17 protein-coding genes are annotated in these 23,238 nt (G+C 40.9%); 1 reads left to right on the forward strand and 16 read right to left on the reverse strand.

All coding sequences use genetic code 11. The features are described 5' to 3' along the window. Positions 1–58: 58 nt before the first annotated feature. The 12 genes from FZ945_RS06850 to FZ945_RS06905 all read right to left on the reverse strand — a co-directional run bounded on the left by FZ945_RS06850 (position 59) and on the right by FZ945_RS06905 (position 15,047). Positions 59–2,626: a molybdopterin-dependent oxidoreductase gene (locus tag FZ945_RS06850; protein ID WP_148803084.1), complete on the reverse strand. Its 2,568-nt coding sequence runs from the start codon at positions 2,624–2,626 to the stop codon at positions 59–61. 9 nt (positions 2,627–2,635) lie between these two features. Then, entirely contained in the window at positions 2,636–3,211 is a 576-nt protein-coding gene (locus tag FZ945_RS06855; protein WP_002942837.1) for a cytochrome c, read from the reverse strand. 97 nt (positions 3,212–3,308) lie between these two features. Continuing rightward, positions 3,309–3,731, reverse strand: coding sequence for an EamA family transporter (locus FZ945_RS06860; protein ID WP_021085058.1), 423 nt, complete (start codon positions 3,729–3,731; stop codon positions 3,309–3,311). Positions 3,732–3,782: 51 nt separating this feature from the next. Beyond that, the gene (locus FZ945_RS06865; protein ID WP_009293961.1) at positions 3,783–4,706 is read right to left on the reverse strand and encodes a Dyp-type peroxidase; all 924 of its coding nucleotides are present in this window, start codon (positions 4,704–4,706) and stop codon (positions 3,783–3,785) included. 23 nt (positions 4,707–4,729) lie between these two features. Continuing rightward, on the reverse strand, positions 4,730–5,425 hold the full coding sequence (locus FZ945_RS06870; protein WP_002942821.1) for a DUF4230 domain-containing protein: 696 nt from the start codon (positions 5,423–5,425) through the stop codon (positions 4,730–4,732). Between the two features lie 56 nt (positions 5,426–5,481). Beyond that, positions 5,482–6,315, reverse strand: a complete 834-nt coding sequence (locus FZ945_RS06875; protein ID WP_148803082.1) for an MBL fold metallo-hydrolase — start codon at positions 6,313–6,315, stop codon at positions 5,482–5,484. A gap of 92 nt (positions 6,316–6,407) precedes the next feature. Next, a complete protein-coding gene (gene ilvA / locus FZ945_RS06880) occupies positions 6,408–7,619 on the reverse strand; it encodes a threonine ammonia-lyase (RefSeq protein ID WP_002942811.1) in 1,212 nt (403 codons plus the stop codon). Positions 7,620–7,633: 14 nt separating this feature from the next. After that, complete coding sequence (gene trmA / locus FZ945_RS06885) at positions 7,634–8,743, reverse strand: tRNA (uridine(54)-C5)-methyltransferase TrmA (protein WP_148803080.1); 1,110 nt, start codon at positions 8,741–8,743, stop codon at positions 7,634–7,636. 2 nt (positions 8,744–8,745) lie between these two features. Then, on the reverse strand, positions 8,746–10,449 hold the full coding sequence (locus tag FZ945_RS06890; RefSeq protein ID WP_148803078.1) for a Na+/H+ antiporter NhaC family protein: 1,704 nt from the start codon (positions 10,447–10,449) through the stop codon (positions 8,746–8,748). A gap of 9 nt (positions 10,450–10,458) precedes the next feature. Further along, entirely contained in the window at positions 10,459–11,205 is a 747-nt protein-coding gene (locus tag FZ945_RS06895; protein WP_148789295.1) for an SDR family NAD(P)-dependent oxidoreductase, read from the reverse strand. 8 nt (positions 11,206–11,213) lie between these two features. After that, entirely contained in the window at positions 11,214–12,425 is a 1,212-nt protein-coding gene (locus tag FZ945_RS06900; protein ID WP_148803076.1) for an ankyrin repeat domain-containing protein, read from the reverse strand. A 36-nt stretch (positions 12,426–12,461) separates the two neighbouring features. Next, on the reverse strand, positions 12,462–15,047 hold the full coding sequence (locus FZ945_RS06905; protein WP_148803075.1) for a bifunctional aconitate hydratase 2/2-methylisocitrate dehydratase: 2,586 nt from the start codon (positions 15,045–15,047) through the stop codon (positions 12,462–12,464). Positions 15,048–15,169: 122 nt separating this feature from the next. Between FZ945_RS06905 and FZ945_RS06910 the strand changes: the two genes are divergently transcribed. After that, positions 15,170–15,628: a methylated-DNA--[protein]-cysteine S-methyltransferase gene (locus FZ945_RS06910; RefSeq protein ID WP_148803073.1), complete on the forward strand. Its 459-nt coding sequence runs from the start codon at positions 15,170–15,172 to the stop codon at positions 15,626–15,628. A 36-nt stretch (positions 15,629–15,664) separates the two neighbouring features. Here FZ945_RS06910 and FZ945_RS06915 read toward each other — a convergent pair whose 3' ends face one another. The 4 genes from FZ945_RS06915 to FZ945_RS06930 are packed head-to-tail and all read right to left on the reverse strand — an operon-like array spanning position 15,665 to position 22,598. Further along, complete coding sequence (locus FZ945_RS06915; RefSeq protein ID WP_148803071.1) at positions 15,665–18,760, reverse strand: type I restriction endonuclease subunit R; 3,096 nt, start codon at positions 18,758–18,760, stop codon at positions 15,665–15,667. A gap of 10 nt (positions 18,761–18,770) precedes the next feature. Next, positions 18,771–20,024 carry a restriction endonuclease subunit S gene (locus tag FZ945_RS06920; protein WP_148803069.1) on the reverse strand — a complete coding sequence of 418 codons (1,254 nt, stop codon included), beginning with the start codon at positions 20,022–20,024 and terminating at the stop codon, positions 18,771–18,773. Further along, entirely contained in the window at positions 20,021–21,574 is a 1,554-nt protein-coding gene (locus tag FZ945_RS06925; protein WP_148803067.1) for a type I restriction-modification system subunit M, read from the reverse strand. Before FZ945_RS06925 ends, FZ945_RS06920 begins: the two co-directional genes overlap by 4 nt. Before the next feature lie 10 nt (positions 21,575–21,584). After that, positions 21,585–22,598 (reverse strand): bifunctional 3,4-dihydroxy-2-butanone 4-phosphate synthase/GTP cyclohydrolase II, encoded by a 1,014-nt coding sequence (locus FZ945_RS06930; protein ID WP_148803065.1) that lies wholly within the window; start codon positions 22,596–22,598, stop codon positions 21,585–21,587. Between the last annotated feature and the right edge of the window lie 640 nt (positions 22,599–23,238).

Here is a 23,238-nt window from a genome sequence, read left to right on the forward strand (position 1 = left end):
TTTCATAAATTTGTCAAATTTTATATAAAAAGCAGGAGATAGCTCCCCTGCTTTAAAATTATTTAGAAAATTTTGGTTCAGAAAACGCTGTAAGTTTTGGTGCTTCATCGCCTTGATATTTTTTGATATTTACAAGAGCTGTGTGGCTGATGTTGCCATTTGCTAGCTTACTTGTTGGGATATCTATGGTTAGCACGTTTGCAGAGCCGTTTTTGCAGATGCCACTATCAAATCCGTCATACCAAGCGCCCTCAGCTAGTTTTACAACGCCCTCTTTGATGTTTTTAGTGACATGAGCACCTGCCAAAACCTCGCCACGAGCGTTAAATACACACACCAAATCACCAGTTTTTACGCCAAGCTCTTTTGCGTCATTTTCGTTTATCCACACTGGCTCGCGGTTAGCGATAGCATACTTCTCACGAAGTGAAGTTTGGCTTAGCTGTGAGTGCAAGCGGTCAGTTGGATGAGCGCTTATCATGTGGTATTTCGCAGGTTTATCTTTCATGCCTAGCCACTCGATCGGCTCAAACCAAGTTGGGTGCGCTTTGCAGTCATCATAGCCCATTTTCTCGATCGTATCTGAGTAAATTTCGATAAGACCGCTAGGAGTTCCAAGAGCGTTTAGCACAGGATCTTCTCTAAATTCGCCAAGTCTTACCCAATTATCACTATCTTGAGATGAGGCAAATGTGACTGGTTTGTTTTCATTCCAAAACTCTTCAAATGGCTTCATGTCGCTTGCAAGCTCAGGGACGGCCTTTACTTGAGCGTAGGCTGCGTCATAAAATTCTTTGATCCAGTCAAATTCGTCTTTGCCGTTATCTGTGTAGGCTATGACTAAATTTTTAGCATAAGCCTTGCAAAGGTCAGTGAAAATTTGATAGTCATCTTTTGCTTCGCGGTATTTTTCAACGACTTGTTTCATCGGCACGATGTTCATGTTTGAATAATCACCTGTCATCGTGATGTCGTTTCTCTCATACTCTGTAGTGACTGGAAAGACGATATCAGCCATCTTTGCTGTCGGTGTCCAGTAAGCTTCGTGAACGACAACGGTTCTAGGCTTTCTCCACGCTTTTAAATTTGTATTAGTATCTTGATGATGCACTAGTGGGTTGCCACCGACCCAGTAGATAAAGTCGATGTCTGGGTAGGTGATCTTTTTACCGTCGTGATCTATCACTTTGCCAGGGTGAAGCAACGCATCAGCGATACGAGCTACTGGAAAAGCGTAGTTGGTTGCTTTTTGTAGCCAGCTTTGACCTGTGCCTGCTACTGCGGCTGCTTTTGCGACGAAGCGACCGTGTTTGTCAAATTCGCCCGTATCAGTGCCGATAAACTCGCCTTTTTCGTTAAATTTACCCACACTTGCGCTATTTACGCCGCCGATGACTGCACCTTTGCATGTTGGTGCGCCGCCGTTTGAGTAGTGGTAGCTTAAGCCAAAGCCTCCACCTGGTAGGCCTATCTGACCGATCATCGCTGCAAGTGTTACCATCGCCCAGTGTGGTTGCTCGCCGTGATGAGCGCGCTGCATGCCCCAGCCACTCATTAGCATCGTGCGGTTGCTTACAAATGTATCAGCTAGCTCTTTTAAAGTATCTTTGTCGATGCCACAAATTTTGCTCGCCCACTCTAAATTTTTAGGAGTGTTGTCTGTCTTGCCAAGTAGATATGGGAGGAATTTATCAAAGCCATAAGTGTAGTTTTCGATAAATTCTTTATCGTATTTGCCACTTTCATATAGGTAGTGCATCATGCCTAGCATCATCGCTGTGTCAGTGTTTGGCACTGGAGCGATCCACTGAGCTTTGTCAAAGTATTGTGCTGTTTCAGATCTGATAGGATCGATCACGATCACTTTGATATCTTTTTTGTTTTTTAGTTCTTCAAAGTATTTAAAGCCTTGCTCATCAGTCGCTGTCCAAGCTATGCGAAGTGTCGCAAGTGGGTTTGCGCCCCATATGACTACGACTTTTGAATTTTCTAGCACGACTGGCCAGCTAGTTTGCTGCTCATAAACCTCGATACTACCTACAACGTGAGGCATGATGATCTGGCTAGCACCTGTTGAGTAGTCACCTAGTGAGCCAACAAAACCGCCACTAAGGTTCATAAATCTATGAAGTAAAATTCTTGAGTTATGCACATTGCCGCTTGATTTCCAGCCGTAGCTACCTGCAAAAACGCTTTGTAATCCCTTTTGCGCTCTTGTTTTTTTAAGCTCTTTAGCAACTAGCTTGATCGCGTCCTCATAAGGCACCTCGACCCACTCATCAATGCCACGAAGCTCTGGTTTTGGGCTATCTGGGTTTTGCAAGTAGCTCTTTCTTACCATTGTGTGCTTGATACGACTTTTGTAGATCATATCTGGTGTGTAGTGTTGAAGTGGGTTATAAATTTCACTTGTCTTTTGAATAGGCTCTGACTTTACAGCGATGCCGTTTTTGGTTGTCACTTTTAGCATGCCCCAGTGAGCAGCTGTAAGAGTTTCGCCATTTTTTACAACACCCTTTTTAACCTCATCAGCAAACAAATTTGAAGCTGTTACGCCTGAAAGCAAAGGTGTAGCTGCAAGCGCTGTTGCACCTTTTTTTAGAAAATCTCGTCTGTTCTCGTTCATTTTTTCTCCTTATTTGCCTAAATTTACGTCAGATGAGTGTTTTTGTAGGTACTCGATAACTAGCCACTCGTCTTTTTTCTCTATTGCGGTTCTGCCGATCATTGATTTTAGAAGTGACGGCCATTGATTTGCATTAAAATGCGTAGTTTGAGGCAACGCATGGCAAACGCCGCAACTCTCTTTATACATCTTGTCAGCTTTTGCAAACATCGCGTTTACATCAGTGCTAAAGCCATCTTTTTGAACGAAAACTGTCGTTTCTACCTCGTTCCATTTGCCGTTTTTGCCCTCTTTTATCACTTTGATATCAAAAGGTGCAGTTTTTGCAAATGCTACTGAGATGATCCTCGCGCCATCAGCAAAATAAACTACGTTGCTAACGGCTGGGTTTTGATAGCCTTTTACTTTGATCTGCGCTCTGTCGCCACTTGTTTGCAAAATTTCAACTGCGTTGGTTGGTAGCAGCCTGCCTATGCTCTTAGCTGAGTTTGCGTCAGCATATACGTCCTTTACGACATCTGTGTAGTTCATACCTGCACCAAATGCAGCACAAGCTACGATGGCTGATAGAATAATTTTTTTCATATTTCTCCCTTCAAAGTGAAATTGTCAAATTCTAGGGGCTTTTTGATTAATTACAAATTAAAATTAAAAAAATACTTTAAGAATAACGCAGAAAAATTTATTTAAAAATGAGTAAAAACACGCCAGATACGATAAGGCAAACGGCTAAAATTTCTTTTAAATTTAGCCTCTCACCAAGAAATATGACAGCCAAAATGATAGCCAGCACGACGCTAAATTTATCAACCAGCGCTACCTGATAGACCTTGCCTGCTTGCATAGCTTTAAAATACATAAGCCACGAAAGCCCAGTTGCCATGCCACTTAGTATGAGAAAGAGCCAGTTTTTTGGGCTTAGCGAGCTTAACGGTTGCCATTTTTTAGCCACGCTTAAAAGCAAAACAAGCATCAAAATGACGACGATCGTTCTTATAAATGTCGCAAAATCGCTGTCGATATCTTTTACGCCTAGCTTTGCAAAGATCGCTGTAAGTGCAGCAAAAACAGCCGAAAGAGCTGCGTAGATAAACCACTCTGGCATCTTTATCCTTATAAATTTAAAGGGGCAAATTTGCTTCGCCCCAAGCTAAATTTATCCCTCGTAATCACCAAGCATATCAAGCGTAGGAGCAAAATATAAAGCCCCAGTTACTGGCGTGCTAAAGTCAAGCAGTCTATCTGAGTTGCCTTTTGGCTCGCCGATAAACATCTTTTTAAGCATAAGCTCAACCGTTGAAAATGTGCTAGCATAAGCGATGAAGTAAGTGCCTGTTTTGCTGCCTTCAGTAAATGGCATATTGCCACGCACAACCTTTTTATCGTCGCCGACATTTGCAGCAGCTGAGTGTGAATTTGTAGGTTTTACGCTCTCGTCCATCTCGATGTCATACTCTTTTGAGCGGCCTATAACCTTTTCTTGCTCGCTTACGCTTGTGGCGTTCCACTCTTTCATTTTGTGGAAGTATTTTTGAACAAAAACGTAGCTACCGCCTTTAAATTTAGCGTCCTCTTTGCCGACTTTTGCAAAAAGATCTCTATCTTCGCCATCAGGGTTTTCAGTGCCATCGACAAAGCCGATGATCGCCCTGCCGTCGTGATACTTAAAGCCTTGAGTTTCGTCTGTAAGCTCTGCAAATTTAAACAAAACTTCTTTGATATTTTGCGCCATGTCAAAGCAGTCAGCCGCATTTAGCGCGCGGATGTGGATGTGGATATCGCCCTTTGTGCTAACAGCCTCGTGTTTGTCGCCTTTGATCGCTTTAAAATTTACAAGCTCTTTTGGCAATTCTTTTGAAATTTCAAGTTTTTTCCAAGCATCATGACCCACGCCAAGGACGCAATTTACATTTTCATTTGCGCCAAATCTAACTTTAGCAGTTTTGTTTAAATTTACAACCAAAGCACAAAGCTTAGCAAAGCCCTCTTTACATGCCTTTTTGTCGCCTTTTAAAACCCATGTTTGAAAGACTGTGTTGTTGCCAGGTGCTTGTGTGACCTCTTGTGAATTTACACTCATTTTTTCTCCTTTAAATTTAATTTTTATGCGATATTTTCTAAATTTAATTGCTCGTTGATCTGCTCGTCGCTATCGTCAAAGACAAACTCGACCTTGTTTGCGCCAAAGCTCTTAGCTATCGCTTCAAGCGTGTCACGAGCTGATTTGTGAATTTTACTTTGAAGCTGCGAGATAAGGCGAACGCTCATCTTTTTTACTTCGTTTCTTGCCTCTTCTATGAGCCTGTTTTTGTCCTCTTCTGTAAATGTGCTACCAAAAAAGCCATTTAGCGAGTCAGGCAGCAAAAATGGTATAAATTTGCCATTTTTTTCGTCGTAAAATTTCATATCGGCGATTGAAAATTTATACTTACATGGGGGCATTTTTATCTTGTAACTAGAGTTTGCGATCTGCATGATCTCGAGCTTTGGGCTAGTTAGATCGTAGATGAAATTTATCTCAAACTCAAATATCATCGAAAGCTTCTTCTCGCTTACCAGCCACCTTAGATACTCTTTGCCAAAATTTCCAAACGCATGGTCGGTTTTTGTGACGATCTCTTTGCTATAAACTTGAAAAACAGATAGCTCACCTATGCTTTTAAGCTGCGAAATTTCCGTGCTGACTGAGACATTTTCGCTATCGTCTTTTGCCTTTTTTAGCGCCTTGTTCGACCTATAAAATGCAAATGCCAAAATAGCTAGCAAGATAGCTAATATCAAATTTGCGTATTCGCTCATATTTTCTCCTTTAAAGCCCGCATTTTATCCTAAATTTGTAAAGCAAAAGAAATTTATCACTCTGGCAAGGTGATAGGGCTCTTATAAGGCATGTGAGCTCCCACTATCTTAGTAGTCTCGTCCTCCAAGCCATCAAGCACCTTTTCTCTTGTTTTGGCAGCTTGCACTGGATCTACATCATAAGTGATAGATATGCTTGGCTCGACCTCTTGCACTGCTAGGACGTGAAGAAGGTCAGCTATAAAGATGATCTTGTCGTTATCTGTCTCAAAGCTTATCATGTTGTGCCCTGGAGTGTGGCCGTAGGCTGGGATAGCCATGATCTTTAGAGCCCCGTCAAATAGCGGCTTTTTATGGTCAAAAAAGCTCTTATCGTCCTTATAAAGCGATAAAATTTCTTTTGTCCTCTCATCTTTGCCCTTCATCCAGTAGTCCCACTCCTTTTCATCTATAAAAAGCTTGGCATTTTTAAAAGTCTTTTTGCCGCCATCTATGAGCCCACCTATGTGATCAGGATGAGCGTGCGTGATGATGACGTAGGTTAGATCCTCTGGCTTTATATTGCCAAAAGTTTGCAGATCATACTTTAAATTTTCCAAGCTATCTTCATAGCCGCTATCTATGAGCGCTGTGTAGTCATCGCACTTTGCAAACATTACGTTGTGTTTGTTTGGTAAATTTTTAGTATTTGCCACAAGCTCTTTTTGCGCCTCATCTTTGGCTATTAGCTTATCTACTGGCGCGTCAGTCGTCTTTAGTGAAAATACATAAAGCTTGCATCCACCCATAGATCCTATCCATACTTGATCATTTTGTTTGCCAACCACCTCATCATCGGCACAAAAAGCTAAAGTGCAAAACAACGCAAGGCTCAATAAACTCTTTTTCATATCTCATCCTTGAATAAATTTGCGAAATTTTAGTCCTGTAAATTTAATGAAAGTTAATGCTCGCTACTTTAAAAGGTAGCGAGCTTATAAATTTAGAAGAGTTGAGTAAAAGAAAAGCCGTTTTTATTAAGCGTATCTTTAATCTTTTCTTGATGCTCAAGGCCCTTTGTCTCAAGCGTGATAGTGATGCTTGCATCGCCGTAGTCAAGCTTAGTAGAGAAGCGGTCGTAGTCGATCTTGACGATGTTTGCATTTGCCGATTTTAGACTATCAGTTAGGCTCATGAGCGCTCCTGGCTTATCTACAAGTGTGATTTGCAAGGTCATCTTGCGGTGAGACTTGATAAGACCCTTTTCGATGATGATAGAAAGCACTTGAACATCGATATTTCCACCACTTAGCACCACGCCTATCTTTGCGCCTTTTTTAAATTTGATCTTATCATGCATAAGTGCTGCCACGCCAGCTGCGCCAGCTCCTTCAACCACGATCTTTTGCGTCTCTAGCAAGAACAAAATCGCAGTTGCAATCTCCTCGTCATCGACCTGTACAAACTCATCCACGCACTCAACGATATTTTTAAGCGTTATCTCGCTCGCATCACGCACAGCGATGCCATCGGCTATGGTGCGAACTGACTTTGAGTTTATGCTCTTTTTAGCGCCGTAGCTATTAAACATCGCTGGAGCACCCTTTGCGCCGACGCAAACGACTTTGGTTTTTGGATTGACTTGTTTTATACAGCTTGCCACGCCGCTAGCTAAGCCACCACCGCCAACTGGCACTACAACCATATCAAGGTCGCTTATCTCATCAAGCATCTCAAGCCCAACAGTGCCCTGCCCTGCCATGACGTACTCATCGTTAAATGGATGAACAAAGGTCATATCTTTTTCTTTGGCGTAATTTACTGCAAATTCATACGCCTCATCAAAGTTATCACCTTTTAAGATCACTTCAGCGCCAAGATCCTTTGTGCCAGCTACCTTTAGAAGTGGGGTTGATTCTGGCATGACGATGCAAGCATGCACGCCAAATTCTTTTGCACTTATCGCAACGCCTTGAGCGTGATTGCCAGCGCTTGCAGCCACGACGCCACGTTTTCGCTCCTCATCGCTTAGGCTAGCTATTTTATTGTAAGCGCCTCTTATCTTGTAAGCTCCAGTTCGTTGTAAATTTTCCTCTTTTAGATAGACATTTGCGCCTAAAATTTTGCTAAGTTTTGCACTTAGCGCAAACGGAGTTTTATTTACAAAGTGACCGATCGTTATCTTTGCTTGGATTATTTTGTTTAATGAAACCATTTTTAACTTTCCTTTTAAAATTTATCTTTTGCCTCTAGTAACACGCCACACTCGATGTGATGAGTGTTGGCAAACTGATCAAAGAGCGCAAATTTTATCACTTTATGGCTTTTAGTAAGCTCATTTAGATTTTCTTTTAATGTCTCTGGATTGCACGAGATGTAGATGATGTTTTTGAAATTTCTAATGAAATTTATGACGCTTTCACTTAGCCCTGCGCGTGGTGGATCGACAAGGACGTGAGAGAAGTTAAAATCGCTTAAATTTATCTCTTTTAGCCTATTAAACTCCCTAACGCCAGCAAATGCGCTCATCAGCTCATCAGCGTCCATTCGCAAAAATTTGATATTTTTAGCCCCATTTAGCTCGCAGTTTTTAAGGGCATTTGCGATCGAGCTTTTTGAAATTTCAGTGGCAAGGACGTTTTTAAATTTAAACGAAAGTGGGATAGTAAAATTTCCATGTCCGCAGTAGAGTTCCAGCAGGTCAGCGCCACCTTGCACGCACTCTTTTGCCCAAGCTATCATCTTCTCATTTACCGCTTTATTTGGCTGGATAAAGGCATTTTCACTTAGGCTAAATTTATAAATTTGACCTCCGACATTTAGCTCATCAACTAAATTTAGCTCACCACTTAGCAGCTTTTGACCGCGAGATCTAGCTAAGATCATCACATCAAGCTTGCTAGCTAGAATTTTCATCGCTGCCTCAAACTCACTATCAAGCCTTTTATGATAAAGAAGCGTGACCAAGGTGCCACTTTTACAGGCGATAAACTCCACTCCAAAGAGCTTTGCGCGTAAAATTTCATCATTTTGTAAATTTTCAAGTAGCCTTGGCATGAGATGTGAAATTTGCTCGCAAACCTTTGGACACTCATCTATAAAGACCCTTTTGCCCTTCTCGCTTGCGTGCATCGTGTAGCTAAGCTTGCTATCTTCGTGCCAGATGCCAAACTCAGCCCTCGTGCGGTAGTGCTTTGGGCTTGAGCTAAAAACATCAAATTTGCCATCATAAAATGGGGAGAAATTTTGCTTAATAAGATCAGTTTTAAATGAAATTTGCTCACTATAAGGGGTAAAAAGAGTGCATGATCCGCACTCTTTTAGGTATTTGCAGTCCAAATTTATGCCGCTTTCTCTTCGACTTTTTTGCCTACAAATCTAACCAAAGCCCAGATCGCTAAAAATCCGCAAGGAAGTGCGATCCAAACGCTAAGACCAAGTGCGACAGGCAAGTAGCCAACAAGCACACAAACCGCGCAAACGCTAAGTGCATAGATCATCTGTGTTGAGACGTGATCGATGTGGCTGCATCCTGCGCCCATTGATGAAAGTATCGTAGTATCTGAGATCGGCGAGCAGTGATCACCAAAGATAGCGCCCGTTAGAACGCTTGAGATATTTACTATCATATAAGCGTGCATCGCATCGCCATCTAGGCCGTAGTTTTTGCCCACTGCATAAGCTAGCGGGATAGCAAGAGGCATCAAAATGCCCATCGTGCCGTAGCTGGTGCCTGTTGAGAAGCTGATAAATGAGCCAAGGATGAAAACAGCCACTGGCAGGATAAATTTAGGCGTTGAGTCACTTAGCAAATCAACCAAATATCTTGAAGTGCCAAGCTCTTTTATAACCGCGCTAAGGCTCCAAGCAAGAAGCAAGATGACGACCGTGATGATCATAGTTTTCCAGCCCTTTACCCACGTGCTAATAGCCTCTTTTACATCAAAAATTTTGCGCCAAACGCCCATCGTGATAGCTACGATACTAGCGAGCAATGCTGCTTGAAATAGCGATGTAGCAGAGTCAGCTGCGCCAAAAGTATCTTTAAATGTTGAAAATGAAAGTGGATTTGCAAGTGCATTTTTAAGAGTATCGCCCTCAAGTGCAGCAAGACCGCTAAAATAAAAGCTAGTAAATGCGCCGATAACTAGCACAAGAAGCGGCACTATCGCATTTGAAGCGCTTAGTTTTACGCCCTCTTTTGGCTCGAGAGTCTTATCTTCAAGGTCTTGAATTTGAGTTTTGCCTGAGTGAAGCTCGCCTCTTCTAGCGCGTCTTTCAGCTGCTAGCATAGGGCCATACTCGCGTTGCATCAAGGCTGTGCAGACTATGAAAAACAAGATAAAGAGGTTGTAAAATCTATATGGAATGGTCTCGATAAATATAGAATAAGCGTTTATGCCAGTCTCGCCGATAAGCTCGTAGCCCTTTTCGATGAGCGAAACCTCAAGTCCGACCCATGTAGAGATGATAGCGATACCAGCAATCGGTGCTGCTGTAGCGTCGATGATGAAGGCTAGCTTTTCGCGGCTGATTTTAAATTTATCGCTTATTGGTCTCATGATAGGACCAACGATTAGGGCATTTGCGTAGTCATCGAAAAATACAAAAATACCCATAAGCCAAGTTGAAATTTGAGCTGAAACGCCAGTTTTTGCCTTTTTGCTAAGCCAAAGAGCAACCGCTTTTGTGCCGCCCATCTTTGTGATAAGTGCGACCACACCGCCTATACAAAGCACTTGAAGCAAGATACCAGCATCGGTGCTATCAGCCATCGACTCAACCACTCTTGAAACGATGCCTGTAAAGCCTTTGATGATGCCCATAAAGACATTTTCATTGATGATATTTATGAGAAACGTTCCGCTAAAAACACCGATAAATAGCGACAATATAACGTCTTTTGTGATAAAAGCAAGCGCTATGGCCACAACTGGCGGTATAAGCGTGAAAACGCCGTAAATTTGCGCGTTTCTTTTGGCGACTTCTGGATCAACGCCAAAAAGTACGGCACTAAAAAATAGTAACAATAAAATTTGTCTCACATAAACTCCTTAAAATTTTTCTATCGCAAGTCCAGCCCAAGTCTGCGTGTTTGCCATGACTTCGACCCTGTTTATATTGACACTTCCAGGCATATTTAGACAATTAACCAAAATCGTCGCGATATCCTCAGACGTGATAAAATTTGTATTTTCATAAAGACTATCAGCCTTTGCCTTATCGCCCTTAAATCTAACCTCGCTAAATTCAGTCTTACAAAGACCTGGCTCGATGTTTGTCACCCTGATATTTGTGCCAACTAGATCGTTTCTTAAATTTAGACTAAACTGCTTTACAAAGGCCTTTGTAGCGCCATAAACGTTACTACCAGGATACGGCCACGAGCCAGCTGTTGAGCCAAGATTAAAGATATAGCCCTTTTCTTGCTTGTAAAGTAGCGGCAAAACGGCTTTTGTAGAGTAGATAAGACCCTTTACATTTGTATCTATCATCGTCTCAAAGTCCTCTACCTTTGCGTCTATCGTCTTTTCTTGTCCCAAGGCAAGTCCAGCGTTATTTACAAGCACTTCGATATCTTTAAATTTATCAGGCAGGCTATCAACTGCGTCAAAAACAGCCTTTTTATCACGTATGTCAGCTACGATGATGTGCGTATCGCCAAGCTCACTTGCTAGCTTTTTTAGCCTATCTTCGCGCCTTGCAAGAGCTACTATCTTGTAGCCCTCTTTTGAGAGTCTTCTAGCGATCGCCTCGCCAAAGCCAGATGTCGCACCTGTCACAAAAGCTGTCTTTTTCATATCTCTTCCTAATTAAAATTTGGCTTTAAGCCAAGATCTTCTAAAAATTTAATATTTTTTTCGTTTTTATCTTTAATCGCATAATCAAGCGCGTTAAATCCCGCATCATCAGTGGCGTTTATATCAGCGCCGTTATCTATCAAAAGCTTTAAAATTTCAGGCGTTGCGTGAGCTGCTGCATGCATAAAAACGCTTCTGTTTGTATGCTCTAGGCCGCACGTATCCTCTACTTGCATCATGCCTAAATTTATCATATTCATCTTAGACTGCTCGTCGATGTAGCTCTCGTTTGCATTGGCTCCGCTCTTTAGCAAAAGCTCGCAAAGAGGCGCATCCTCAAACTGCACAGCATAAAAAAGCGCACTTTTGCCAAAGAAATTTTTGTGATTTACATCGGCTCTATTTTTAAGCAAAATTTTCACATTTTCTAAATTTTTAAGAGCAAAAAATAGCGGCGTTTCATCGCCTAAATTTACGTCAGCCCCGCGCCTTATGATCTCTTCTATCATCTCGCTACTTTTGTCATTTAGCAGTGCGATATCAAGTAAATTTGTAAGCTCTGCGGTGGTGAAATTTTTAGAATAAAGCAAATTTGCAAGCTCGTCTTGACTTAGCTTTTGAGCCATCATCTTTTGCTCAGAAGTTAAAATTTTAGCTTTATTTACATTTTTGCCAACGCTAAAGCTTAAAAACTCATTTATCACGCTAGTTGCGTAGTAAGCGGCACTTGCACTATCAACGCCTAAAGCCTCATAAAATTTAACCAGTGGAGTTTGAGCATTTTTATAAGCTTCGCTGAATTTTTTATATTTTAAGAAGTTAAACAAACTCTCATTCGCCCAGTATCTAAAATACTCCATTTGAGCATCTTTTTGAGCCTCAGCCGCTTCTGGCTTTGCAAGCTCTTTTTGATATATTTCAGGAGCAAATGAGGCTTTTAGCAAGATCCATCTAAATTTATTTAAATTTTCTCTATAAACGCCCTCGCCAACGCAGCTTTGGGATTCGCTTCTAACAGCCACACTCGCATCAAAAAGCTCTTTTACCTCTTTTAAATTTAAAAGCGAGCCATCGCAATAAAATAGCCCCTCATTCGCATAAGCAAGCTCGTTTGGAGTAGTTTTAAAGCTCTCTTTTTTAGCAAGATCACCGCACTCTAATGCGTGTAAATTTACAAAAAGAAAACTGCTAAAAAAGAGAAAAAAAGCTACTTCTTTCATCAAAGCTCCTTAAAATTTCGCGATATTGTAACAAATTTATATACTAAACTCGCTTATTTCATTAAAATTTAGGTATTTATAAATTTGATCTTTGTTTAAACTAAGACTATCTCTTACTATTTTTTTATACTCACTAACGCTTGGCAAACGCCCTAGTAGCGCGCATACAGCGGCTAGCTCGGCACTTCCTAGATAGACCTTTGCGCCCATGCCCATTCTGTTGTCAAAATTTCTTGTCGATGTCGAAAAGACGACGGCATTATCATTTACCCTTGCTTGATTGCCCATGCAAAGCGAGCAGCCTGGCACCTCTGTCCTAGCATTTAGCCTTTTAAAAATTTCATAAACTCCCTCGTCCTCAAGCGTTTTTTTATCCATTTTAGTTGGCGGCGCGATCCAAAGCCTAGTAGTAAGCTTGCTCTCACGCTCTAAAATCCTAGCAAGCGCCCTGTAATGGCCGATATTTGTCATACAGCTACCCACAAAGACCTCGTCGATGTTGTGTGCTCTTTTGCTATCAGCTAAAATTTCACTCAGTGTCGCCACATCGTCTGGGTCGTTTGGACAGGCCAAAATCGGCTCATCTATCTGAGACAAATCAATCTCTAAAATTTCAGCATATCTTGCGTCCTCGTCGGCTCTTAAAAGAGTTGGGTTTTCTAGCCATTTTTGCATCTTCTCTTTTCGCCTCACAAGCGTTTCATGGCTCTCATACCCAGCTTTTATCATAGCGTCTATTAGCGCAACGTTTGAGCGAACGTACTCCACGACGCTAGCCTCACTTAAATTTACCACACAAGCAGCCGCCGAGCGCTCAGCCGAAGCGTCACTTAGCTCAAACGCCTGCTCCACTTTTAGACTCTCTAGCCCTTCTATCTCTAAAATTTTGCCCGCAAAAATGTTCTTTTTATTCTTTTTCTCAACGCTTAAAAGCCCTTTTTTGATAGCAGAATAAGGTATCGCATTGACAAGATCACGAAGCGTCACGCCCTCTTTTAGCTCGCCTTTAAATTTGATCAAAACTGACTCTGGCATATTTAGTGGCATCATACCAAGCACCGCCGCAAACGCCACTAGGCCGCTTCCTGCTGGAAAGCTAATGCCAATAGGAAATCTCGTGTGACTATCGCCGCCAGTGCCCACCGTGTCAGGCAAGACCATGCGGTTTAGCCACGAGTGGATGACGCCGTCGCCTGGTTTTAGGCTCACGCCACCACGAAGCGTCATAAATTTAGGCAAGCTCTTTTGCATCTCAAGGTCGCTTGGCTTTGGATAAGCAGCCGTGTGGCAAAAGCTTTGCAAGACAAAATCCGCCCCAAAACTAAGGCTAGCAAGCTCTTTTATCTCATCTCTAGTCATAGGCCCTGTGGTATCTTGCGAACCAACGGTCAAAATTTCAGGCTCCACGTATGCCCCAGCTCTCACGCCAGCCTTGCCGCAAGCCTTGCCGACCATCTTTTGAGCGAGCGTATAGCCACCGCCTAGCTCTTTTGGCTGATCTGGCTTTATGAAAATTTGCTCCTCGCCAAGTCCCAAGGCCTCTCTAGCCTTTTTAGTCACTTGCCTACCTATCATCAAAGGTATCCTACCCCCTGCTCTTATCTCGTCACTTAGGGTGTTTGGGCTTAGTTTAAAGTTTGCCACGAGCTTTTTTTCGTTGCCTGCAAGCTTATAAATTTCGCCTTTAAATGGATAAATTTCTATCTCATCGCCCATTTCTAGCTCATTTACGTTTGCAACTATCGGCAGTGCGCCGCTATCTTCAGCGGTGTTAAAAAATATCGGAGCTATGGTCGTGCCGATCACGATACCGCCCGTTTTTTTGTTTGGCACGCCTTCTATCTCATCGCCAAGGTGCCACTGGATCGAGTTTATACCACTCTTTCTGCTGCTGCCAGTGCCGACCACGTCGCCAACATACGCCACGCTCTTGCCGCGACTTTTTAGCTCTTTTAGGACTTCTAAGCCCTCAGGCATCTTTTTAACCAGCATCGCCTTTGCGTGAAGCGGTATGTCAGCCCTTGTATAGGCCTCGCTTGCAGGGCTTAGATCATCAGTATTTGTCTCGCCAGGCACCTTAAAAACCACTGCCTTTATGCACTCACTAAGTGGCTTTTTATGCGTAAACCACTCCGCGTTTGCCCAAGAAGCAAGCACCTCTTTTGCAAATTTATTGCTATTTGCTAGCTTTGCGATCTCGTCAAAATGCTCATGCACCAAAATGATATTTTTTAGCTCATTTGCCGCAGCTTGCGCGATAGTTTCATTGCTATTTTTTAGAGCTCGCACCAAAATTTCTACGTTATATCCGCCAAGCATCTTGCCTAAAATTTTAATGGCACGAACTGCATCAAGGCCGTCTATTTTAAGCCCTTCTATCACCTCGCCAAGAAATTCCGCCTTTATCTTTGCCGCGTCATCAACGCCTGGATTTACGCGATTTGTGAGCAAATTTATAAGAAATTTTAGCTCGTTTTGCGCCTTTTCATCGCCGCTAGAGTCGCCAGCAAGTCTCATTAGCTCGCAAATTTCGCTTGTTTGCTTGGCATTTAGCGCAAGCGGTGGCACGCCCTCTTTTTCTCGCTCACTCACATGTTTTTCGTAGTCGGTAAAAAAGCTCATAAATTTCCTTTGTGATTTTGCTCGTTTTTAGTCCAAAATCGCTGATTTTGCTTGCATTTTATCAAAAAGCAAAACAATCTAAAGTAAAATTTGCCCAAAATTTCAAATTTCAAGGAGCAAATGTGTCAAAAGCCTACCTAAAATCGCCCATTGGAATTTTAGAGATCGTTGCTAGCGAAAATGGAATTTGTGAGATAAATTTTGTAGATAAATTTGAAAAAGTAGCGGTAAAAGATGAAAATTTAAAGCTTTGTTTAGATGAACTAAAGGCTTATTTTAAGGGTGAGCTTAAAAAATTTAGCGTTAGACTTGATCTAAAAACGACCAAATTTAGAGCCAAAATTTATGAAAATTTGCAAAAAGTGCCGTACGGCGAAACGACCACATACGCTGCTCTTGCACTTGCTGCGGGCCACAAAAACGCTTACCGCGCAGCGGGATCTGCAAACGCCAAAAACCCACTGCCTATCATCATCCCCTGCCACAGGGTGCTAGCCAGCAGTGGCCTTGGTGGCTACTCAGGCGGCGAGGGTCTGCCAACTAAAATTTGGCTTTTAGAGCACGAAGCAAGGCATAAATAAGCCAAATGCAATATAAATTTTGCTTAAAAGTGCCTCTTAAACCGACGAGCCAACCTCTTTAAATTTATCAACAAAATGCGAGATCTCATCGATCACTTTTTGCCTGATTATTGGATAGTTTTTATTTAAAGGGCTGATCTTAGGCAGTATCTCGCCTATTTGCGTTCCACTCTGGCTAACAAAGCCGTTCTTTAACGACGAGCTTATAAACCTTCTTGCTCCAGCCTCGTCTAAATTTAAAGAAGTGATAAGCTCGTCCGCCTCTTTTTTCATCACAACTTTTGCAAATTTAAAAAACTCTTCTATCACGCTGGCTCGGTCTTTAAATTTATCCAAGTCGCTTTGGTTTATAAAATCAACTATCAACCCCTCTTTTGAGCGGTTTTCCAAGCTCGAGCGGATGATGCGACGCACCTCATCAGTAAGTGCTGCTTTATCTTTTATCTTTTTATTATGCTCAAATATCAAACCCAAAATATAGTCTAAATTTATCTCCTGAGATTTTAGTAGATCAACCTCAAATACCACGTCATCCCAGTTTATCCTCTCTTTTTCCTTCTCTTCGCCAGCCTTTTCTTTTCTTAGCCACTCTCTTATATCATTATATGTCCCACGGTAGTCTTGCAAAGCCCTTGCATTTGGCACTTTTATGCTTTGCATCTCTTTGATTTGTTCATCGCTTAAGCCAAATTTATCCCTAAACTCATAAACTGCTTTTTCATCGTCTAAATTTACCTCTTGCAAAGCTCTTAGAGCCACAAATTCATCGTAGTTTTGCAAAGCATTTTCCACCCTTAGATACTCTCCAAAAAGCTTTACAAATTCTTTCTTGTCCTTTTGCGTCTCTATCTTAGTAGGATCAGGGAATTTCGCCTCTAGCTCGCTTACTACATCTACAAAGCCCCTTCTTGCCTCGCCAGATACCGCATCTGTAAAGCCATCCATATACTCTTTATAGCTTTTTTCGAGTATGACGCTTTTGGTGCTTCCTTTACCAAAAAGAGTTATAGCATCTTCTGTCGCTTTTTCTAGGTCTCTAAATGTCACGATGTTGCCAAAAGTTTTTGTAGCACCATAAATTCTATTTGTCCTAGAGTATGCTTGTATGAGCCCGTGATAGCGTAAATTTTTATCCACAAAGAGCGTGTTTAGACAAGGCGCGTCAAATCCTGTCAAAAACATGCCCACAACTAAAAGTAGGTCGATCTCTTGCTTCTTTGTGCGCTCGCTTAGATCTCGGTAGTAGTCTTGAAACGACCCACCATCAACGCTAAAATTTGTCTTAAAGTAGGCATTGTAGTCTTTTATCGCGCTATTTAAAAACTCTTTTGAGCTAACGTCCATCGCCTCTGGCTCAAAGCCCTCGTCAGCTATCTCACCAACCATATCTTGCTCTTCATTTTGTGAAAAAGAAAATATTGTCGCTATCTTTAAAGCTCGCTCTTTGTTACTTTGTAAATTTTTAAACGCTTCATAATAAAGCTTTGCTGCATCTACCGAGCTTACTGCAAACATAGCGTTAAAGCCCTTGCCACTTGCATTTAAGCGGTGAGTTTTTTGATGAAATTTCTCTAGCACATACTCTGAAATTTCTTTGATACGCTCAGGGTGCAAAAATGCACTTTTATTCTCAGCCGCACTTAGCTTTAGCTCGTCTTTTTCTGTCTCTATGCTCTTAAATTTAGGCACGACGTTGTTATAATCAACCTTAAATTTAAGCACCTTCTCATCTCTTATGGCATCAACTATCACATATTCATGAAGCGAGCTTCCAAAGACACTTTGCGTAGTCTCTGCTCCGATGGCATTTTGAGGAAATATCGGTGTTCCAGTAAAGCCAAACTGATAAAATTTCTTAAATTTCTTCTTTAAATTTTTCTGTGCTTCGCCAAACTGAGACCTGTGGCACTCGTCAAATATAAAAACAACCTCTTTTTGATATATGCTTAGATCATCTTCGTTTTTCATAAGGTTGTTTAGCTTTTGTATAGTTGTTACGATGATCTTTCCGTCATCTTTTTGAGTGTTTCGCTTTAGCTCTGCTGAGCTAACTGAGCCATTCACGCTATCTTTTGAAAATTTTTGATACTCCTTCATAGTCTGATAGTCAAGGTCTTTTCTATCCACCACAAAAAAGACTTTATCTATAAATTCAAGCTGCGTAGCAAGCCTAGCCGCCTTAAAGCTAGTTAGCGTCTTGCCAGATCCTGTCGTATGCCATATAAAGCCGCCACCCTCTGGCTTTGCGTAGCATTTAGCATTATGCGAACTATTTATCTTCCAAAGTATGCGCTCAGTCGCTGCTATCTGATAAGGACGCATTATGAGCAAGGTGTTATTTGTATCAAAGATGCAGTATTTGCTCAGTATGCTAAGAAGTGTATTTTTCGCCAAAAATGTAGCTGTAAAGTCCTTTATATCTTTTATGGCTTCGTTTTTTGAATTTGCCCAGTTTATAGTAAAGTCAAAGCTGGTTTTATCCCGCTTGGTTGTGTTTGCAAAGTATCTTGTATCTGTGCCATTTGAGATGATAAAAATTTGCAAGTATTTAAAGAGAGAATTTGATGAGTTAAAGCTCTCTTTGGAGTAGCGATGAATTTGATTAAAGGCTTCTCTTATCGCCACGCCTCGCTTTTTAAGCTCTATTTGCACAAGCGGCAAGCCATTAACAAGTATAGTGACATCATATCTGTTGTGCGATGAGCCAGTTTGCTCAAACTGATTTATCACCTGCAAGCTGTTTTTAGCGATATCTTTTTTATCGATAAGGCAGATATTTTGTTTATACCCATCATCAAAAGTAAAGTCATATATATGATCGTCTTGTATCTTGCGTGTCTTTTCTATAATGCCATCGTTTGGCTTGTCGATATACTCTTCAACTAGCCTTTTCCACTCAGGCGAGCTAAATTTAACATTATTTAGCCTCTCTAGCTGCTCTTTTAAATTTAGTAAAAGTGCCGTTTGAGAGTTTATATCTTTTTTATACTCATAGCCTTGTTTTGCAAGATCATCTATAAGCTCACGCTCCATATCCACTTCGCTTTGGTAGCTTGAAGACTGAGGCAATCTCTCATATTTATCTAAAACGATGAAATTTTCAGACTCAAGTATAATTTTACTCTCTATCATTTTTACGCCCTTATGCTCTCATTTTTGGTTTGAAATTTAAAAGTAGCTCTCTGTAATGCTCATACTGCTTGCGCCTTAGCTCTATCTCTCGTGGCAAACCCTCAGTTATAGAATTTACAAGCGTATCAAATTTATCTAAGATATCAACGACCTTTTGCTGTGTTTGAAGTGATGGGACGGGGATTAAAATTTTTGACATATCAGACGCAGATACATCAATAACCTTAGTTCCTTTAGCATACTTTACTTTCTCATTGTAAAAATAGGCTGTTTGTGAAAGATATACAAAAAATTTTCCCAAAAGAGTATTTTTAGGCTTTAAAATAGTTGCATGCCCACCAGTAACAGCCTGCTCCTTTCCAAGATACACAACAGCCTTTCCAACATCTTGTAAATTTTCACTAGTATTAGTAATTACAACGTCCCCAAAATTAACTTTTTTTAAATTCCTTGCCGTATCAACCGAAACAAAAGATTTAGTCTTGCTAGCAAACGTTCCATAATACGTATAAATTTGACCATAATGTATCGCAGGAACTCCGCTCTCCACAAAGTCCTTCTTTTGCAACCCATTGCCACGTATCAGCTCACAAATTTCTCCAAGCATTTTTAGCTCACACCCTCCCCCATTTTTATCAAGCTCGTCAAAGCTTAAAAGAAAGTCGCGATAAAATTCATACTGCTTTTTCCTAGCTGTAAGCTCTGCTGTAAGCTCTGCTGTAAGAAGCGTGAAAGAGTCCAAGATACGGACTATTTCACGCTGCACTTCCATCGGAGGCACAGGAAATTTTACTTTTTTAAGTTTAGCCATATCAACTGACGGAAAAGAACTAGAATTTGTATTTTGCTTGCACCATTCACAAATTTTAAAGAAATAATAAAAGACAAACTCGATATCAAGTTTGTCTTTTAGCAATTCACGTATTGTAAAAGACGTGAATTGCTGATTCATTAAAAATGAATCAGCGATTGCGAGCGCGTGCTCGCCTATAGTCGCGGTGGTCGCGACTATAATTGAATTTTTAGGGATTAACTTACCTCCCTTCACAGCTTTAGGTGTTATTTTTTGTATGGACTCAGATAAAATTCTACCATTTTCGCGTATATCCTCCATTCTATACCAAGGTATGGTTCCATTTTCCCAAAAATCTTTGTTTGCTTTTGAAGGTGTATAGCCATTTTTCATAATAAAAACTTCTTCTACCTCCATAAATTCAACCCCATCAGGACAAAGCTCATTTATAAGATCAAAAATTTTACTCATCTCTCGCCGTCCAGCTCTATCTGCGCGATGATGTCATCTATCTGTGAGCGTAAATTTGAGATCTTAGCCACAGTCTCTTTTATCTGTAAATTTAGCTCGTTTATATCTATCTTTTCGCGTGTATCTTTTGGCTCGACATAGGAGCTAACTGCTAGGTTGTAGTCATTTTTAGCGATTGTGTCATTATCCACCGATGTAGCTACGTGAGCGATCTCTTCTTTGCTAGCAAAAATTTCTACTATCTTTTTAATGTGCTCACTTGTTAAAACGTTATTGTTCGTTCTTTTTTCAAAAAACTCACTAGCGTCTATAAACTGCGTTTTGTTTTCACTTTTGTGCTTTGAAAGCACAAGGATATTTACAGCGATCGATGTGCCGTAGAAGAGATTTGGCGCTAGGGCGATGATGGTTTCGACGAAATTTTCTTTTACAAGATACTCACGTATCTTCTTTTCTGCGCCGCCTCTATAAAAAATGCCAGGAAAGCTAACGATAGCAGCTCGCCCTTTTGCAGAAAGGTAGCTAAGAGCATGCATGATAAAGGCAAAGTCTGCCTTGCTTTTAGGCGCTAGCACGCCAGCTGGAGCAAATCTAGCATCATTTATAAGTGTGGGATCATCGCTACCGATCCAGTTTATAGAGTAAGGAGGGTTTGAGACGATGGCGTCAAATGGCTTATCATCCTGAAGCTTTGGGTCTAAAAGCGTATCGCCAAGCTCTATGTGAAATTTAGAGTAGTTTATGTTGTGTAAAAACATATTCATGCGAGCAAGGTTAAATGTCGTGTGATTGATCTCTTGTCCAAAAAAGCCCTGCTCTACCTCATGCTTGTCAAATCTCTTTTTAGCTTGCAAAAGTAGCGAACCAGAGCCACAAGCTGGATCGTAAATTTTATTTACACTTTCTTGTCCGTGCATGGCTAGCTCAGAGATGAGCTTTGAGACATTTTGCGGAGTGAAAAACTCACCACCTGACTTACCGGCATTTGCGGCGTAGTTTGAGATGAGAAACTCATAAGCATCGCCAAAAAGATCGATGTGGTTATCTTTAAAGTCACCAAAATCAAGCCCAGCAACTCCGTTTAAAACAGCAGCAAGCCTTTTGTTTTTATCTGCGACGCTATTGCCGAGTCTGTTGCTAGTCGTATCAAAGTCAGCAAAAAGTCCTTTGATGTCTTGCTCTGACTCAAACCCAGCGGCTGAACCCTCGATACTTTTAAAAATTTGGTCTAGATCGGTATTTAAATTTTCATTATTTGAGGCATTTTTTACGACATTTTTAAAAAGCTGACTAGGATAGATGAAGTAGCCCTTTTCTTCTATGATGACCCTTTTTTGCTCGTCATCTATCTCATCATCACCCATGCTAGCGTAGTCGATGCTCTCGTCTCCAGCCTCTATGTAGTCGGTAAAATTTTCGCTGATAAATCTATAAAACAAAGTTCCGAGGACATACTGCTTAAAGTCCCAGCCATCAACAGCACCCCTTACTTCATTTGCGATGCTCCAAATTTGATTTTGTAAGGCTTTGCGTTGTGCCTCTTCGCTCATTTTATCTCCTTTAAATTTCCTTATAACCGACTATATTTAGCCCAAAACCAGCTAAGCTTACAAATTCTTTATTTTTATTTGAGCTTAAAAGCTCGATATCCTTTACGCCAAAGTGATTTAAAATTTGCGCTCCGATGCCGTAGTCTTTGCTAGTGTTTGAGTTGTCACTATCTAAAAAGATCAAAATTCCACCATTTTGGCTTAGAAATTTGATAGTTTTTAAAAGCTCGTCATATTTTGGACTACTCAAAAGCTCGTGATCGGCAAGGATCTTTTGAAATTTGACATTTGCCTTGCTCTTTGGCTCGCCAAAAAGATAAGCTGAGTGGATTTTGCCTTTGTGATCTGTAATATCGTATCTTATAGCCGCGCAGTCTGCGATCTTGACGTCACTTTTTTCGCCAACTCTTATGAGGCTTTCGTGGCTTAGCCTATACTCAACCAGATCAGATACGCTGATCATATTTAGTCCAAATTTCTCGCAAAACTCCTCTAGATAGTCGCGTCTTGCCATTGTGCCATCTTCTTTTACGATCTCACATATCGAAGCCATCGGAGCAACACCTGCAAGCTTGCAAAGATCGACCGAGCCCTCGGTGTGGCCTGTGCGAACAAGCACGCCGCCATTTTTGGCGATAAGTGGGAAGATGTGTCCTGGGCGCACGAAGTCCTCAGGTTTTGAGCTGGCCTCTGCTGCAAGCCTGATCGTCATATCGCGCTCATATGCGCTCACGCCTGTTGTTGCGTCTTTTGCGTCGATCGTAACCGTAAAAGCTGTCTCGTGGCTCGATGTGTTTTTAGCCACCATTAGCGGCAGGTCAAGCCTTTTTGCATTCGCCTCGTCCATCGCAAGACAGAGCACGCCCTTTGCGTGAGTGATAGCGAAATTTACCTTTTGCATGTCGCTACTAGCTGCTGAAAAGACTAGATCGCCCTCATTTTCGCGGTCCTCGTCATCGACCATGACGACCATTTTGCCATTTTTTATATCTTCAATCGCTCTTAATACGTTTTCAAGTGCCATAATTATCCTTTTATAAATTTTTACGATTATATTGATATTTTGATAACTAAGAGATAAAAATAATATTTTTTCTTTGTCGGTAATCACTTTTGAGAAAAAATAGAATTTACACCAAAATTTAAGCTTTTAAGGTTGATATTAGCCATTTGGCAGGATAAATTTATATCATATAGACATAAAAATTTAAACGTATGTTTGTGCGATAAAACAAATTTTGACTTTAAATTTTTAAATATGCCTTAGACAAAGACAAATTGCTATTTTAGTTCATTAATGACGATATGAAAGATAATTGAAATTTACATTAAATAAAAAAGTATAGTTTGATAAGTAGGTTTAAAAATTTAAATATTTTTATTTAAAAACGCGAGCCAAATTAGGCTCTCATCGTTATTTTAGCTATAAAAGTAAAAAAATTTTAATAGAGAAAATATATTCAATCTGTTTTAAAGACAATATTTTATGTATTATTTTACATATTATTTAATAGAATATTTTTATAAAAACTTTGCATTAAATTTAAAAAGACAAAAAATAAAAATAGATATGAAAAATTTAAAGTAGATGGCGCAGCGGACGGGGCTCGAACCCGCGACCTCCGCCGTGACAGGGCGGCATTCTAACCAACTGAACTACCGCT

Origin of the sequence: Campylobacter concisus, assembly GCF_902460535.1 — a bacterium.
Taxonomy (GTDB): domain Bacteria; phylum Campylobacterota; class Campylobacteria; order Campylobacterales; family Campylobacteraceae; genus Campylobacter_A; species Campylobacter_A concisus_AS.

Bases quoted from the DNA above. Each gene is read 5' to 3' on its own strand.
- FZ945_RS06925 (WP_148803067.1), bottom strand. From the start codon at position 21,574: ATGAGCGAAGAGGCACAACGCAAAGCCTTACAAAATCAAATTTGGAGC.
- FZ945_RS06850 (WP_148803084.1), bottom strand. From the start codon at position 2,626: ATGAACGAGAACAGACGAGATTTTCTAAAAAAAGGTGCAACAGCGCTT.
- FZ945_RS06920 (WP_148803069.1), bottom strand. From the start codon at position 20,024: ATGAGTAAAATTTTTGATCTTATAAATGAGCTTTGTCCTGATGGGGTT.
- FZ945_RS06855 (WP_002942837.1), bottom strand. From the start codon at position 3,211: ATGAAAAAAATTATTCTATCAGCCATCGTAGCTTGTGCTGCATTTGGT.
- FZ945_RS06895 (WP_148789295.1), bottom strand. From the start codon at position 11,205: ATGAAAAAGACAGCTTTTGTGACAGGTGCGACATCTGGCTTTGGCGAG.
- FZ945_RS06915 (WP_148803071.1), bottom strand. From the start codon at position 18,760: ATGATAGAGAGTAAAATTATACTTGAGTCTGAAAATTTCATCGTTTTA.
- FZ945_RS06930 (WP_148803065.1), bottom strand. From the start codon at position 22,598: ATGGCACTTGAAAACGTATTAAGAGCGATTGAAGATATAAAAAATGGC.
- FZ945_RS06905 (WP_148803075.1), bottom strand. From the start codon at position 15,047: ATGAGCTTTTTTACCGACTACGAAAAACATGTGAGTGAGCGAGAAAAA.
- FZ945_RS06875 (WP_148803082.1), bottom strand. From the start codon at position 6,315: ATGAAAAAGAGTTTATTGAGCCTTGCGTTGTTTTGCACTTTAGCTTTT.
- FZ945_RS06865 (WP_009293961.1), bottom strand. From the start codon at position 4,706: ATGAGTGTAAATTCACAAGAGGTCACACAAGCACCTGGCAACAACACA.
- FZ945_RS06900 (WP_148803076.1), bottom strand. From the start codon at position 12,425: ATGAAAGAAGTAGCTTTTTTTCTCTTTTTTAGCAGTTTTCTTTTTGTA.
- FZ945_RS06870 (WP_002942821.1), bottom strand. From the start codon at position 5,425: ATGAGCGAATACGCAAATTTGATATTAGCTATCTTGCTAGCTATTTTG.
- ilvA (WP_002942811.1), bottom strand. From the start codon at position 7,619: ATGGTTTCATTAAACAAAATAATCCAAGCAAAGATAACGATCGGTCAC.
- FZ945_RS06860 (WP_021085058.1), bottom strand. From the start codon at position 3,731: ATGCCAGAGTGGTTTATCTACGCAGCTCTTTCGGCTGTTTTTGCTGCA.